The sequence below is a fragment of the Fulvivirga sp. AWR4_260 genome (genome assembly GCF_056158185.1).
The window spans coordinates 173,781-188,967 of the sequence record NZ_JBSWSU010000015.1; the positions used below are offsets into that span (position 1 = coordinate 173,781).

Here is a 15,187-nt window from a genome sequence, read left to right on the forward strand (position 1 = left end):
AGCCGAGTTTCAAAACCATATTTTGAAAAAAAATAATATAACTTGGCAATGATTTTACCATCTTTGTAAAGGATATTCCAAGGATTTGATATTAAAATGGTGATATAGTGAGCTTAAACTTAGCCTAGCTAAATTATCTGAGATGCTGTTCAAAATGGAAGCGTTGAGTTGGAGGTTGCCCTTGAGGGGCAGGGCAATTATTATTGTTTTTCATTATTTAAATAGGGATAAAGTTAGTTGAGTAATCTTAATAAGGAAATTAAGATGGGGGGGAAATGGTTGATGATTAATCAAGTTGTCAATCAGTGTCTTAAAGTTTTTTTTTCAATAATTCTTGCAAGAATATTGAATCCATCTGATTTTGGTGCATTTGCCAAAGTGATATCGGTTATTGGGTTTGCAGAAATATTCTTAAAGTTGGGCCTTTCAGGAGCCATAATTCAAGACGAGAAAATAACGCGCCCCCAAATATCCAGCATTTTTTGGTTTTTCCTAACATTAGGAGTCCTCCTGGCTTTTTTAATTTATTTTACGTCTCCGTTTATAATGGCCTTTTATAATGATTGGTCTATTGCAGAATTAATTGAAATTTGTGCTTTTAATTTCTTTTTTGTGAGTGCAGGTATAGTTCCTTATACCTTACTTCGAAAAGAGTTGAAATTTAAAAAAATTTTTTATGTTGGGTTATTCAGTACTCTTTTGTCTGGTAGCGTTGCATTTATAGCTGCGATGAATAAGTTGGGGGCATATAGTTTGGCTCTCCAGTTTATATCTTTTAATTTATTTAATACTGTTTTTGCTTTCCTATATTCACAATTTTTACCTTCATTTTCATTGCATTTAAAGCAGGTTCGAAGCCATATGGTATTTGGGGCTAAAGTTTTTTTTAATGATATTCTCGGTTATATAGGCAGAAATGCTGATAACTTCCTAATTGGACGGTATCAGGGTGACCAGGCATTAGGATATTACAATCGTGCTTATGCACTTATGTTTGCCCCACTAATGCAGGTGAATCAGGTTTTTGTTAATTTGCTTTTTCCTTCAATTAGCAAAATTAAGCATATCCAAGGTGCAGTACCTACTCTATTTATGAAGATGCAGAAGTTAGTATTTGTTTTTGTTATACCTATATTAGTTTATGCTTTTTTTTCAGCTAAAGGTTTGATACATACATTTCTTGGTGAAGAATGGATACCTTCAGCTGTTATCTTTCAATTTTTGATTTGGGTAGGCATTGTTCATTCACTTACTGCCTTAAATTCAAGTCTTTATTTGGGATACGATAAAATGACAATCTCTATTAAAATAGGTTTAATTTCTAAACCGATTTTAGTTGTAGCAATTTTTGTTTTGGCACAACATGGGATTATTCAGGTGGCAGCAGGTGTAACTGTGATCATGATTGTCTCTAGTATTGTATTGTATGTGAAGTCATTGGAAATAATTGAACTCAGTATAGTAGAAAATTTTTCTCAGCTAAGGGAAGAATTTGTATCTGTAGGAATATTGGGCTTACTATTCTTCATTCTAAGTTTTTTAGATTTAAATACTTGGATAGTAAATTTAATTCCTCTATTCATTTTTTATGTGCTATATTATATATTCAGACCGAAAATAGTGAAGGATATAATTAGTGTTATTAAAAGTAAATAATGTTAAATATTCAAACTTTAAGGCATTCTGTAAAGAGGACCTTGATAAAGGCGGGGTTTTATAGATATCCAAATTTTTTAGTTCTAGGTGCACAGAAAGCTGGAACTACTTTTTTGTATAGCGTTCTAAGGCAACACAGGCAGATTGTAGAGCCTGTTCATAAAGAAGCACACTTTTTTGATTATGATGATAATTATAATGGAGGGTCTTTTTATTACAAATTGAATTTTGATTTATCATTTCGTTTTAAGTCTGGTCAGTTAACATTTGAAGCCACTCCTGATTACCTCGCTCATAAAGAATCCGCTGAAAGGATATTTAATTTATTGCCAAATGCGAAATTTATAATCTTATTAAGAGAGCCTATTGAAAGAGCTTATTCAGCATGGAAAATGCATCATTATCGATTCGAGGAAGATAAAAATCATGCTTGGTTGTATGATCCAAGATCTTTTGAAGAAGTAATTACAGATGCATTAGAAGGAATGGATAAATGGCATTTGATGAATCATATAGGGAGAGGTCTCTATGGTATGCAAATTCAGCAGTTTTTAAAATATTACAAGAGGGATGATTTTTTGTTTTTATACAGTATGGATTTAAAAACAAATACTCAAGTTGAACTGAATAAAATTACTTCTTTTTTAGGGATTGAAAAGATGTCTATAGAAAATATTGATACCAAAGATCATCGTTTTTGGAGGAATAAATCTGATGTGTATAATAAATTGTCACTTAGAGAAGATTTACTGGTTCAATTACATGATTATTATGAAGAGGATAGGCTTCTGCTGCAATCATTGCTTAATAACAAATTGCCATGGTGAAAATTTTATCCAAAATACTTACTTTATTCATTTTTTTAAAATATCCTAAAATTCCGGCTCCCCAGAGATGGTTTATAAGATTTCGTTATTTAGGTTTATTGCATCAGTTCAAGTTTTTTTTTAGAGATCATTTTATTAAGAAACCGTATAAAGTGATTCGTTTTCAAGGTGAATTTCAGCAGGAGTTGTTGCATGCCGTACCATATGCTTATTGGCATCATTTAAATGGAACTTTAGCTAGAACCATATCTTCAGAGCATTCAAAAGTGTTTTACTTTTTTTCTCCTGATCATGTGGAGGACTCCAATATAATTAGAAGTCATACAGGAAATGAAGATTTTGATATTCCTAATGCACCGCATGATACCAAGTTATTAAAATATAAATGGAAGAGAGTTCCTTTTAAGCAATTCTATAATAACCAACATTTTCAGTATAACAAAGAGATTTTAGTTGTGGCCAATAGGTTTAATACAGAGTGGGGGGAAGAGCCTATAAGCTATTTTGACTTAGAAGATCTTGCTAAAATATTTAGAATGTTTCAAGATAAGTATCAAATCATTTATAATAGACCACAATCGGATGATATTAGTTTGGATAACTCTGAAATACTGCATCTGGGAGATTTTGATTTTATTAATAATAAGTTTCCACAGGTTGAAATTCTAAAAGGATTAAGTAAGAAAGTTGACAATGAAGTAAGTTTTAATCATTTGCAGTGCTTAGTATACGCTAACTGTTCAAAGTTTATTTCCATACATGGGGGAACAGCAACTCTCTGCTCTATGTTTGGAGGGGTAAATGTTATTTATTCAAAAAAGGGGCATGAACATGCGATGAATGAATTTAATAACGTTTTTCCTCAATTGTCGGGATGTAATATTAAGGTGTTTAAGAAAAAGGAAGAAATGTTTAATGACTTAATAAATATCTTTTAAGATGAAGTTGATAAATAAGAACATACTCTTAATATCACCAGAGCCATGGTCACACATATTTGTTTCTAAACATCATTATGCTACACACTTGGCTACAAGAGGGAATAAATTATTTTTCCTGAATCCTCCCTCAAATACTTATAATGTTATGAGTACTGATTTTGATGGAGTATCTTCAGTTTATTATAGAGGTTTTCCGAAGGGCTTAAGGTTTTATCCGAAATTTTTACAGCGTTTTTTTATACTTCGAGAATTCTTGCGATTACAGAAGTTGTGTAATGTTAGATTTGATATTGTTTGGTCATTTGATAATTCAGTGTTTTTTGATTTCAGCGCCTTACCAGATAGCATATTAAGTATTTCACATATTGTAGACCTTAATCAGCATTTTAATACTGGAAAGGCTGCATCAACGGCAAAAGTTTGCTTTGGAGTAATACCTGCTATTACGGAGAGGCTTAGTCAGTATAACAAGAATACATATTATATTTCTCACGGAGTTAACTCTACCGAACATTTTGAAAGGCCTGTGATACTTCCTGGGAACAATAATATTAAAGCCTTATATATTGGAAACCTTGCAATGAAGTTTATAGATTGGAGTATAATACAAAAGGCAGCAGTAAAGCAATCAAATATTGATTTTGTTTTTTTAGGTAGTAACAAAGAATTTGTTCCTAATTATATTACATGCAATAAAAATGTTTATATTTTAGATGCGGTTTCATCAGCAGATTTGTGGTCTTACTTAAAAGCTGCAGACATCTTTCTATTGGCCTATACTAAAGAATATTACAATACTTATGCTTCCCCTCACAAGTTTTGGGAATATTTGGCTGTAGGAAAGCCTATAATCACTTCTTTTACGAAGGAATATTTGCCTCTTGGTGATTTGGTTTATATGTCGAATTCTGCTGAACAATGGAGTGATTTAATTGACAGCATAAGTAAAAATCTTGCTCAGTTCAATACTGAAGAATTAATCTTGAGACGAAGGGCTGTGGCTGCTGATAATTCATACGAAAAGAAAATTCAAGAAATTGAAAAATGGTTGACAGAAATCCATTAGTATCTATCATTATGCCAGTTTATAATGCCAGTATGTACTTGCACGATAGCATTAACTCTGTTATTAATCAGTCGTATGCAAACTGGGAATTGTTAATAGTTAATGATGGTTCAATAGATAACTCTGAAGAAATAATTCATTCTTTTTCTGACGCTAGAATTCGTTATTTTAAACAGGGCAATAAAGGTGTTAGTGCGGCAAGGAATGTAGGTCTTCGAAATATGAATGGAGAGTTTTTTTGTTTTCTCGATAGCGATGATATCCTGCCCGAAAATAGTTTAATAGACAGACTAGATGTGTTTGCTACTAACCCTGAAATAGAGTTTGTAGATGGTAAAGTGCAAGTTTGTAGTGATAATCATGTCGGCTTGGGCCGATTATACTCACCTGATTTTTATGGAACTCCATTTAGAGAGCTTATTTCACTTTCAGGCAAATGTTTTTTTGGCCCCACTTGGATGATTAAAAGAAATGAAACTAAGAAATATAACTTTTTAGAAAATCTTACCCATGGCGAGGATTTACTCTTTTATATTTCAATTTCTCAGTCAGGGATTTATTCATGTGCTACAAGTGTAATTTACAACTACAGATCAGGACATGAATCAGCTATGACAAATCTGGAGGGACTTGAAAATGGGTATTTCAGGATTTATAAAGAATTAAAAAAACTAAAATTATCTGAACGTGACTTGTCACAATTTAAGCGAAAAATTAAATTAATAATGGTGAAGTCTTATTTAAGTAAGTTTCAAGCATATAAGGCTATGATGGTTTTTTTTAGATGATTGCTGTTATTGGATGGAAAAAATTAATGTACTTTTTTTAGGATATTGGAATCTTGATGATCCTCTTACTTCTGCGACCATATTTCCGCATCTTTCAATTTTAATTGAGAATGCCAAAGTTAATTCTGTGATTTTTGCAAACACACAAAGAGAAGAGCAAAGTTCAGAACATGAAGAATATTTAAGAGAAAAAGGTATTACTTATTACCCTTTAATTAGTAAAAATTATGGAATGACCATAATCACTAAAACGGCTGATTTTATATCCTTTCCTAAAGAAGTATTGAAAATATGTAAGCATAATTCTGTCAATTTAATAATTGCTAGAGGAGCTCCAGCGGGGGCATTAGCTTGGTTGGTAGCTCGAAAGTTTGATACACCTTTTATAGTGGAGTCGTATGAGCCACATGCAGAATATATGCTGGATTCTGAGGTTTGGAATAAATTGGATCCGAGGTATATAATGCAAAGTTACTGGGAAGGTAAAATTAAAAGATATGCGAAATTTCTTGTAGTAGTAAGTCACAATTATAGAGAAAAATTAATAACAGAAGGGATTTCTGCTAGCAAGTTAAAATTAGCACCTTGCGCGGTAGATTTTAATAAATTTTTCTTTGATGAAAAGCATAGATTTTCTATTAGAAGTGAACTAGAGATAGAAATGACTTCTGTGGTGATGGTGTATGCCGGGAAATTTGGAGGTATGTATCATAATAAAAAACTATTTAGGCTAATACGTTCATTCTTTGATTACTTTGGACCTAATTTTTATGCGATAATTCTTTCAAATTTGGATGATGAAATTTTTTATGAAGAATGTAAGCTTGAAAATATTCCTCTTGATAAAATAAAGAAGAAATATGTTAAGCATCATGAAGTGGTAAAGTATCTAAGTGCTGCCGATTTTGCTATAGCTCCTTATAAGAAAACAAGAACGTCTAAGTATTTATCTCCAGTGAAGATTGGTGAATACCTAGCGGTGGGGTTACCAGTGCTAATGTCTAATGGAGTGGGGGATGAAATGCATTATTTGGAAGAAAATAAGTTGGGGGTTACAATTGACATGGAAAATTTTAACTCTGATTATACAAATAGTAGGTTGAAAAAACTCAAGGAGTTAATTAATAAATATGATCGAGGTTACTTTCGCTCATTTGCCCAAAAGTACCGATCATACGATACTGTGAAAGAAGTTTATAATCAAATAATAGAAGATGTCTGATTTCAAGATATATGCAATATGTGTAATTCGAAATGAAGAAGATATTATAAAATCGAATCTGGAGTTTGCTAAACAATGGTTTGATAAAATTATAGTATTTGATACTGGCAGTACAGATAAGACATGGGAAATTGTGCTAAGCCTCGCTGACGAAAAAATAATTCCATTTAAAACTGATAATAAAATATATAGTGATTCTTTAAGAAGCGAGATTTTCAATCATTACAAATCTGAAATGAATCATGGAGATTGGTGGGCAATACAAGATGCGGATGAGTTTTTTTTAGAGAGTCCTAAAGGGATTATTTCTAAATATGGAAAGCACTGTGATGTCATTTCATCTAAAAAAATAGACTTTGTTTTGACTAAGGAGGAGGCAGATATTGATACTAATAACGTGAATCAACTTGAAAATATGTTACATTATAGGAATTGGGCGTGGTCTGAAATGCGCCTTTTTAAGCATAGAAAGGGGTTAGAATGGGAGTCTGCTGAAGTATGGCCAAGTTATTTAGGGGTTGTGGGTATGTATCAGATAAAGGTTCTGCATTATCCAGTGAGGTCTGTAACTCAAGCACAAAATAAGTTTAGGGAAAAAAAAGAATTATCTGAGAAAGATCCTACGATGTTCAGGCACATTATAGGTTTAAAAAGCTGGAAGGATTTGCTCCCATCAGAAAATCAAAGTGACATTTCTAGGCTGTCAACTTCTGAAAATATAGTATCTGTTTTTAATAATATAACTACAAGAAATGATTTGAGAGATGGCACAATAAAAAAAATGATTAAGCGAACACTTCAAATTCTGCGGATATGGCCATGATATATGATTGGTTGCATAAAATAAAGCTAGTGATTCCGAATAAATTAAAGGATCGACTGGCACCTGTATTACCTGGAGATTTTTTAAATAGGCTAAAATCTAAGGATTACTATGTGATATCTTATCCAAAATGTGGTAGGTCTTGGTTGAAATTGTTGATTTGTGATATGATATATTTTCAGTTTCCCAAAGCTGATAGAGTTGACGATGTTTCTACAGAGATTTTGTATAAGATTAATAAAGATATTCCTCGTATAATTTTTACCCATGATGATGATCCAATGTACAGAAAGAAGGAGGAGCTTAATCAAGATAAATCGCTTTTTAGGCACTCAAATGTTGTCTTCTTAGTGAGAGACCCACGCGATGTAATTGTTTCATGGTATTTTGAATATGTAAATCGCGTAGGCAAGTCTAGTAAGAGAGTTGATATGAGCGAAGAATCTATTTCTGCTTTTATTCGAAATGAAAGAGGAGGTATTCCCACAATTGTTGAATTTTACAACATTTGGATGGAGCAAGGTGCAAAAGTAAAGAACTTTGATGTTTTAAAATATGAAGACTTAATGAATGATACCTATTCTTCATTATCGAAGTTAAATCAATTTTTGAGAATAGATGATTTTATTGAAAAGACCTCTGTTGTTAATTCTATTGAGAAGAATAATTTTGATAATGTGAGGAAGCGCGAAAAGGAGGGAAGAATTAAGAATGGAGACGATAAAGTTCAAGAATTTGGAGGTAAAGGCAGTGATTCTTTAAAGGCTAGAAAGGGTAAGGTTGGAGGGTATGTTGATTATTTTTCAAAGGACGATCTGAGATGGGTGGATAACTATATTAGTAGTAATCTAAATCCTAATTTTAAATATTAATTATGAAAAACAAATTAGTAGGAAGAAAAGTATTGCAGCCCATCTTTGAAAGGCTTTATCGCATTTGTTTAAGAGGCATGAATTATGGTACTGCAGGGTATGTAAACAGTAGTGGAGAGATATATGTGATGAAGTTACTGAATGATTTGTTTGGGAATACTAATTCAATTATAGCTTTTGATGTAGGAGCAAACGATGGGGATTATGCTAAAGCTTTTTGTGACAATGTAAGTATTCATTATGAGCTTCATTGTTTCGAGCCAGCAAAACATCCATTTAAAAGTCTTAAACAATATTTTGAAGGTAATGATCAAGTGATTCTTAATAATTTTGCTTTAGGCCAAGATGACAGTAAATTGGATTTGTATTATGATAGAGAAGGTACCGGATGGGCTTCATTTTTCCAAATTGAGCACGATAGTATTAATGTGAAATTTGATAATACTGAGAAGGTAGATGTCGTTCGAGCGGTAAAATATTGCAAGGATAAGAATATTGACCACATTCATTTTTTGAAAATGGATGTAGAGGGCTATGAATTAAATGTTTTAAAAGGAGTCTTGGAATTTTTAAGAGAAGATAAAATAGATGTCATTCAATTCGAGTTTGGGATAGCTAATTTGGTTTCAAAAGTACTTCTAAGGGATTTTTTTAGTATATTAAAAGGATTTAAAATATATAGAATACTAAAGGATGGTTTGCAAGAGATAACGTACAATGAGAGGTACGAGATTTTCTTAACATCTAATTATCTAGCAATAAGAAATGATTTAATGTAATTTGAAAATCTATTATTTATATATTGTTATTCTTTTTTCAATCTTAACAATTGGAAAAAAAGGTTTTGCGCAGTTGAATGCAGACTTTCAGCTTCCATCTAATGCTTGTATTAGAGAAAATTTATACTTCACGAATTCATCTCAGAATTTTGATTCTGTTTTTTGGAACTTTTGCCCATACCTGTTTCAAGATGAATTGATTGCAGAAGAAAATTACCAAATGAGTAGTAATCGGTACCTAGGGTTAGATTTCATAAAGTCTTCTGGAGTCTGGTATGGTATTATGACAAGTTGGAATGCTGACAAGGTTTTTAAATTGACTTATTCTAATGGTTTAAGTGAACCACCAACTTCAGTTGCTGATTTAGGAAATCCTAATAACGTTCTAGATGCCCCTGTTTCAGTAGGTTTGATAGAAGATGGCGGGGATGTATATGCTTTAATACATAACTGGGATTCCCAAGAATTAGTCAAATTAAAATTTGAGCAAGGTCTGGAAGACGAGAATCCGCAGGGAGAAATTGTTTATGCTAATTATGGAGGGGTGAGGTCTAAGATGGTAGTTTTGAATACCAGCACTGAATTAAAGACAATATTGATTAACGATAATACTTCAATAGAAATAATTGATTTTTCTAATGATATCAACAAGGATATTACAGAGACAGATATATTAGCTATAGATCAGATTTCTGGCATTACAAATACTCGTGATATTGAAGTTGTTCATTATGAGAATGAGTGGCTTGCATTTGTAGTTTCTTATACCACAGGTAATGTAGCAAAACTAAATTTTGGGAATGACATTATGGAAGGAGTTCCATATGTTACATTAAATTATTTAACAAATGTCGGTAGTGGGGATAATGTTAATAACATTGAAATACTTAATAACTTTGGAGACTATGAATTGCATGCAAACACTTTGCAAGGAAGACTATATAAGGCTGATCTTGGAAATAATTTAGAAACTCCACCGGTAGATATAGATATTCTTACTTATGCCAATAATTTTAATTATAGGCAGGGGTTTGCTATGAAGTTTGTATTTGATGAAGGGCAAGTGAACGGTTTCGTTCTGGATGATGTAAGTGGAATACTATATTCTCTGATGGTGAACAGTCAATGTGATGCTTCTTCTCTAAACAGTTATGCAATCACACCTTCAGTTTATTATAGTTCCTCGGGTGATAGAAATATAAGGCTTGTTGTTTATGATTCTTTAGGCAATTCCGATCAAATAACAAAATCTATAACAATAACCGACTCGCAAGCCCCGGACATCAATTTTTCTAATCAGACGATCTGTGCATCAACACCTGTTGAGTTTAATAATATTAACAACTCCGGAGATATCACCTCCTACAACTGGTCCTTTGGAGATTCTAATACCTCGCCAGATGCAAACCCTAATCATCAATATGCTGCTTCTGGAGATTATGAAGTGAAACTTGAGGTTGAAAGTGCTGAAGGATGTAGTAATTTTGTGGAGAAGTCAATCAAAGTATTTGATGAGCCTGTGGCTGATTTTAATTTGCCAATTGATGAGATTTGTACTAATGACTCGTATTCGATAACTAACCTAACTGATACAGCAGGTTATGATGGAAATATTGCATGGCAATGGTTGATCGATGATGAATTTGTAAATTCTTCTCAGAATCTTAACTATGAGTTTAACAGCACAGGTACAAAAGAGGTGAAGTTAATAGCTTCTATTCCTGGTTGTTCTTCTGAGGTTAGCAAAACCTTAAGCAATATAAAGCAAGGTCCAAAATCTAATTTTCAGGTAAATGATGATTGCATGGGAACAGCTATGCAGTTTACGAATAATTCTGAGGGTAATATTACCGGCTATCAGTGGGATTTTGGAAATGGGTTTACTTCAAGTTTAGAAAATCCATTGTTTGAATACGCCAATGCAGGTACATTTAAGGTTACCCTTCAGCTTCAAAGCAGCAATGGCTGCACCTCTGATACCACTAAGTCGGTGGATGTATATGAGCTCCCTATTGTTAAATTTGCCAATGATTTGTCGTGTGAAGGTAGTTTGACACAATTTATAGATGAGTCTACAGTAAATGATGCTAATTTTAGCTCTTGGAGTTGGAATTTTGCGGATTTGGGAACCTCTAATGAAAGATACCCGCAGTTTCAGTTTGAAGAAGATGGTAACTTTAAAGTGAAGCTCATTGCCACAACTACAAATGGATGTATAGACTCTGTAGAACAACAAGTAAAGGTAAATGCTGCACCTGCAGTTGACTTTTCATATGATAAATTATGTGTTGGTGAGGTTATTCAATTTCAAGATGAGACTACACTTAATGCAGGTAATAGTGCTATAGCCTGGGAGTGGGATCTTGGCGGAGTATATAGCCAAGATAGAAATCCACAGGCTAGGTTTGATTTTTCCAAAGATTATAATGTGGGGCTTACGGTGCTTTCAAGTAATAATTGTTCGGCAAGCCTCAATAAGATTCTAAGTGTATTGCCCGAGCCTAATGTGCAGTTTGGCATAGAAGAAGCATGTGACAATGCAGTTACCCATTTATATGATATTACAGATTCAGAAGATGAGATAGCCACTTGGGGATGGACTTTTAATAATCAGAAGCTCTATGCGGATTCTTCTATATATCATAAATTCCCATCGGTGGGGCAATATGACGTTAGGTTTACCATAGAGACTGAAAACGGGTGTAGTTACAGTACAGTAGCGCCAGTAACTGTGTCAGAAGCTCCAAATGCAGCTTTTACTCCTTCAGTATCTTTTGGAGGGCCACCATTGAGCATTGCGTTTACAAACTCGTCAGCCGGAGCTAGCACATATTATTGGGATTTTAATGATGGGGAAAACAGTGAGGAGGAGAATCCATCGCATGTGTTTACTGATGAAAATGTTTATAACGTTGAATTAGTTGCTTTTGATGATAAAGGATGTAAAGACACTGTTAGTCACCCAATAAGTGTATTAGACCCAAATTTAGATTTGAATTTGGAATCAGCGATCTTTCAAAATGATGAATTAGTACTTTCAATTCAAAATACAGGTACCGTTATAGTAGATAGTTTTAAGGTTGATATTGATCTTGGAGAAGAGCTTTCTTTAAGTAAAAAGGTAGATCAAACCATTTATGCAGGAGAGACGATCAATGTATCTCTAGACTTTACCTTAACAGAGTTAAACATTCAGTATTTATGCGTTTACGTTAATGCGTTAATCAGTGGTATAGATGATAATGACTTGAATAATAACTATCAGTGTATAACACTAAATAGTACTGAAGAGGTAGTGATGCTTCCTCCACGGCCTAACCCCGCAAGGTCACAGTTTGCTATAGGCCTGGTTTCAAAAAATGGAGGAGAAAAAGCTTCTGTTCAAATTTTTGATACTGCAGGTAATGAAGTTAAAACCATACGGGAGGTTACACTTTTAATCGGTTACAACGCTTTTGATATCAACGTACAAGGAATGAAATCAGGCTTGTATTTAGTGAAGGTAACAGCAGATAATACAAGTGAAACCTATCGATTAAAGGTTGATTAACTATTAAGTTTGTATTAACTTCTCTTATTAACTTATTTTTTATAACTATCTTCGCAGCAAATATTATTTGGCAAAAATAAAGAATGAAGGACAAAGCGAAACTCGATAAAATAGATCTTAAGATTTTAAAGATTCTCCAGACTAACGCTAAAATAACTAATGCACAACTTGCTCAGGAAATAGGGTTGTCACCAGCACCTACATTAGAGCGAGTAAAGAAGTTAGAGACTTCTGGCGTAATAAAGAGCTATCATGCAAAGCTTAACAATGAAAAAGTAGGGCTTGGAGTAAGTACTTTTGTAATGGTATCTTTAAAGGGGCACAACAAAGATAATATTCAGATATTTACTGATAGTATCAATGAAATTGAAGAAGTTGTTGAATGCCATCACGTAACAGGGTCAGGTGATTTTATTTTAAAAATTATAGCGGCAGATATTCCTGCTTATCAAAAGCTTATGTTGGAAAGAGTAACTAACATTGAAGTAGTAGATAATATGGAATCCTTAGTAATACTTTCTACCTTTAAGGATAGCAAAGTAATGCCAATACCGCAATAATATGGGTGAAAGAAGCTTAATATTAACAGATACACAAGTTCGCCAGAAGATTAAGAGAATTGCTTATGAAATTTATGAAAATAATTTTCAGGAAGAGCATATAATTCTGGCGGGAATTTTAGACCAAGGATATGAATTAGCCAAACTACTGCAGGTTAATTTAAAAGAAATAGCTCCGTTTGAAGTGGAACTTATCGAGGTGAAACTCGATAAGTTTGCTCCTACACAAAGTGAAATTACACTAAGTTGTGATATTCAACATTTAAAAAATAAGTGTGTAATACTTATTGATGATGTAATGAATACCGGCCGCACTATGGCTTACAGCCTAAAGCCTTTTTTAAATATTAAAATTTCTAAAATAGAAACTGCTGTATTGGTAAATAGGAGCCATCTTAAATTTCCTATTTCAACCAAATATGCAGGATACGAATTGGCCACTACAATAAAGGATCATGTGGAGGTGCAACTAAAAGAAAATGAGAAGGTTGTCTATCTCCGATAGGTATTCGCTTGCTTTAATAAATTCCTACTCTTAACTTATAGCCGTTTAGGGTTGTAAATGCACGAAACTTATTGATCATTAACGGTGAAAGAGGAAATTCAAAGGCTCGAAGGCCTTCTGGCGGAAAAACAGCTAGAAATAGAGCAGTTAAAAAATAGACTGGATAAATACAGAGCGGCTGCAAGTGGCGCCAATGATGGTCTGTGGGATTGGGATTTTGAGAAGAATGAAGGTTTCGTTTCTACGCCTTGGAAAACCATGTTGGGCATGGATATTACGCAGGATGTTGACCTCATGTCTATTTGGGAAGATATACTGCACCCTGACGACAAGGCCAATGCTGTAGAAAAATTAAAAGATTACATCAAGGGAAACACCTCTTCCTATCAAGAGGTGTTTCGATTAAAACATACTGACGGTACTTTCCGTTGGATCCTTTCGCGTGCCACAGCCCTTAGAGGGGCCTCGGGTAGGACCATCCGAGTTAGTGGCTCTCATACCGACATTACTGATAGAGAATTAGCGGCCGATGCATTAAAAAGAAGCGAAGAGAAATACCGAAATTTATTTCAAAACTCTTTGGTGGCCATGGTTCGGAGTCATGCTGAAACCGGATCTATTATAGAGGCTAATGAAAAGTTTTGGTCTTTGGTCGGGGTTGATTCTGAGCATCAGGATGATGTGAATTTTGACATATTTCTCAATAGTAGAGATAAAGCAAAGGTGCTCAATCTATTATTGGAATATCATGCTATCGATAATCTTGAATTAGAAATAAAAACTAGTCACTCCGAGAAGCTGTGGGTTTCTTTAAGTGCTGTGCTATATAAAGATGAAAATATTATCGAATGCATCTTAAAGGACATTACTCAAACCAAAGCCAGTTTGCTTGAGTTGCAAAAGGTAAACTTTGAGTTAGATAGCTTCGTTTATCATGCTTCGCACGATTTGCGTTCTCCATTGCGCTCTATTCTTGGGCTTATAGATGTATATAGGTTAGAGGAGGTGCAGAGAATAAAAGAGGAATGCATAGAGAAAATAGAGAGCAGTGTTAAAAGATTAGATTCCTTAGTGCTGGAACTTTTAAGTATTTCTCGTAATGACAGAATTAACGATGCGCATATCCCTATAAATTTAATGGTGGAAATAAATAATAGTATTTCAAGCTACTATAATGCATCGGATACCAAGGGCTTAGAGATTATAACTAAGGTAAAGCAAAATGTATCATTCTGTTCTGACCTCACCAGAATCCGAATTATCCTTAATAATCTGATTTCTAATGCTTTAAAATATAGATCTTTTGATAAAGATTATCCTTTTATAAGAATAGAGGCAGAAGTAAGCAAAGAACGAGCCTTGATTACGGTAGAAGATAATGGGGAAGGTATTGAAGAGTCAAAACTTCCACATATATTTGACATGTTTTACAGAGCCACAGAAAAAAGTGAGGGATCAGGTTTAGGCTTATACATTGTAAAAAAAGTGGCAGATAAGCTTAATGCGGAGATAAAAGTTACCAGCGAGGAATTAGAAGGTACAACTTTTGTCTTTAGTATACCTAACACCCTCTTATAAGATAACTCTTAAAGAGATAA

At 33.6% G+C, this 15,187-nt stretch carries 13 protein-coding genes; all 13 read left to right on the top strand.

What is annotated here, in order from left to right:
- Window positions 1-237: 237 nt before the first annotated feature.
- The 13 genes from ACXACQ_RS07225 to ACXACQ_RS07285 all read left to right on the top strand — a co-directional run bounded on the left by ACXACQ_RS07225 (window position 238) and on the right by ACXACQ_RS07285 (window position 15,167).
- Window positions 238-1,656: a lipopolysaccharide biosynthesis protein gene (locus tag ACXACQ_RS07225; protein ID WP_474975267.1), complete on the top strand. Its 1,419-nt coding sequence runs from the start codon at window positions 238-240 to the stop codon at window positions 1,654-1,656.
- Window positions 1,656-2,483: a sulfotransferase domain-containing protein gene (locus tag ACXACQ_RS07230; RefSeq protein WP_474975268.1), complete on the top strand. Its 828-nt coding sequence runs from the start codon at window positions 1,656-1,658 to the stop codon at window positions 2,481-2,483. Before ACXACQ_RS07225 ends, ACXACQ_RS07230 begins: the two co-directional genes overlap by 1 nt.
- 152 nt (window positions 2,484-2,635) lie before the next feature.
- Window positions 2,636-3,421, top strand: coding sequence for a hypothetical protein (locus ACXACQ_RS07235; protein WP_474975269.1), 786 nt, complete (start codon window positions 2,636-2,638; stop codon window positions 3,419-3,421).
- A 1-nt stretch (window position 3,422) separates the two neighbouring features.
- Window positions 3,423-4,490 carry a glycosyltransferase gene (locus ACXACQ_RS07240; RefSeq protein ID WP_474975270.1) on the top strand — a complete coding sequence of 356 codons (1,068 nt, stop codon included), beginning with the start codon at window positions 3,423-3,425 and terminating at the stop codon, window positions 4,488-4,490.
- Entirely contained in the window at window positions 4,469-5,278 is an 810-nt protein-coding gene (locus ACXACQ_RS07245; RefSeq protein WP_474975271.1) for a glycosyltransferase family 2 protein, read from the top strand. The genes ACXACQ_RS07240 and ACXACQ_RS07245 overlap by 22 nt, the downstream gene beginning before the upstream one ends.
- Window positions 5,279-5,291: 13 nt before the next feature.
- Window positions 5,292-6,500, top strand: coding sequence for a glycosyltransferase family protein (locus ACXACQ_RS07250; protein ID WP_474975272.1), 1,209 nt, complete (start codon window positions 5,292-5,294; stop codon window positions 6,498-6,500).
- On the top strand, window positions 6,493-7,323 hold the full coding sequence (locus tag ACXACQ_RS07255) for a glycosyltransferase family 2 protein (protein WP_474975273.1): 831 nt from the start codon (window positions 6,493-6,495) through the stop codon (window positions 7,321-7,323). Before ACXACQ_RS07250 ends, ACXACQ_RS07255 begins: the two co-directional genes overlap by 8 nt.
- Window positions 7,314-8,195, top strand: a complete 882-nt coding sequence (locus tag ACXACQ_RS07260; RefSeq protein ID WP_474975274.1) for a sulfotransferase domain-containing protein — start codon at window positions 7,314-7,316, stop codon at window positions 8,193-8,195. The genes ACXACQ_RS07255 and ACXACQ_RS07260 overlap by 10 nt, the downstream gene beginning before the upstream one ends.
- Window positions 8,196-8,197: 2 nt before the next feature.
- Window positions 8,198-8,974: an FkbM family methyltransferase gene (locus ACXACQ_RS07265; RefSeq protein ID WP_474975275.1), complete on the top strand. Its 777-nt coding sequence runs from the start codon at window positions 8,198-8,200 to the stop codon at window positions 8,972-8,974.
- A 73-nt stretch (window positions 8,975-9,047) separates the two neighbouring features.
- Window positions 9,048-12,524 (top strand): PKD domain-containing protein, encoded by a 3,477-nt coding sequence (locus ACXACQ_RS07270; protein WP_474975276.1) that lies wholly within the window; start codon window positions 9,048-9,050, stop codon window positions 12,522-12,524.
- 83 nt (window positions 12,525-12,607) lie between these two features.
- Window positions 12,608-13,084, top strand: coding sequence for an Lrp/AsnC family transcriptional regulator (locus tag ACXACQ_RS07275; RefSeq protein ID WP_474824480.1), 477 nt, complete (start codon window positions 12,608-12,610; stop codon window positions 13,082-13,084).
- A 1-nt stretch (window position 13,085) separates the two neighbouring features.
- Window positions 13,086-13,589, top strand: coding sequence for a phosphoribosyltransferase family protein (locus ACXACQ_RS07280; protein ID WP_474824478.1), 504 nt, complete (start codon window positions 13,086-13,088; stop codon window positions 13,587-13,589).
- Window positions 13,590-13,673: 84 nt separating this feature from the next.
- Window positions 13,674-15,167: a sensor histidine kinase gene (locus ACXACQ_RS07285; protein ID WP_474824476.1), complete on the top strand. Its 1,494-nt coding sequence runs from the start codon at window positions 13,674-13,676 to the stop codon at window positions 15,165-15,167.
- The last annotated feature ends 20 nt before the right edge of the window (window positions 15,168-15,187 follow it).

What these genes read in the sequence shown, in the direction of transcription:
- ACXACQ_RS07230 (WP_474975268.1), top strand. Translation starts at nt 1,656, where the DNA reads ATGTTAAATATTCAAACTTTAAGGCATTCTGTAAAGAGGACCTTGATA.
- ACXACQ_RS07260 (WP_474975274.1), top strand. Translation starts at nt 7,314, where the DNA reads ATGGCCATGATATATGATTGGTTGCATAAAATAAAGCTAGTGATTCCG.
- ACXACQ_RS07240 (WP_474975270.1), top strand. Translation starts at nt 3,423, where the DNA reads ATGAAGTTGATAAATAAGAACATACTCTTAATATCACCAGAGCCATGG.
- ACXACQ_RS07245 (WP_474975271.1), top strand. Translation starts at nt 4,469, where the DNA reads ATGGTTGACAGAAATCCATTAGTATCTATCATTATGCCAGTTTATAAT.
- ACXACQ_RS07255 (WP_474975273.1), top strand. Translation starts at nt 6,493, where the DNA reads ATGTCTGATTTCAAGATATATGCAATATGTGTAATTCGAAATGAAGAA.
- ACXACQ_RS07275 (WP_474824480.1), top strand. Translation starts at nt 12,608, where the DNA reads ATGAAGGACAAAGCGAAACTCGATAAAATAGATCTTAAGATTTTAAAG.
- ACXACQ_RS07280 (WP_474824478.1), top strand. Translation starts at nt 13,086, where the DNA reads ATGGGTGAAAGAAGCTTAATATTAACAGATACACAAGTTCGCCAGAAG.
- ACXACQ_RS07265 (WP_474975275.1), top strand. Translation starts at nt 8,198, where the DNA reads ATGAAAAACAAATTAGTAGGAAGAAAAGTATTGCAGCCCATCTTTGAA.
- ACXACQ_RS07250 (WP_474975272.1), top strand. Translation starts at nt 5,292, where the DNA reads ATGGAAAAAATTAATGTACTTTTTTTAGGATATTGGAATCTTGATGAT.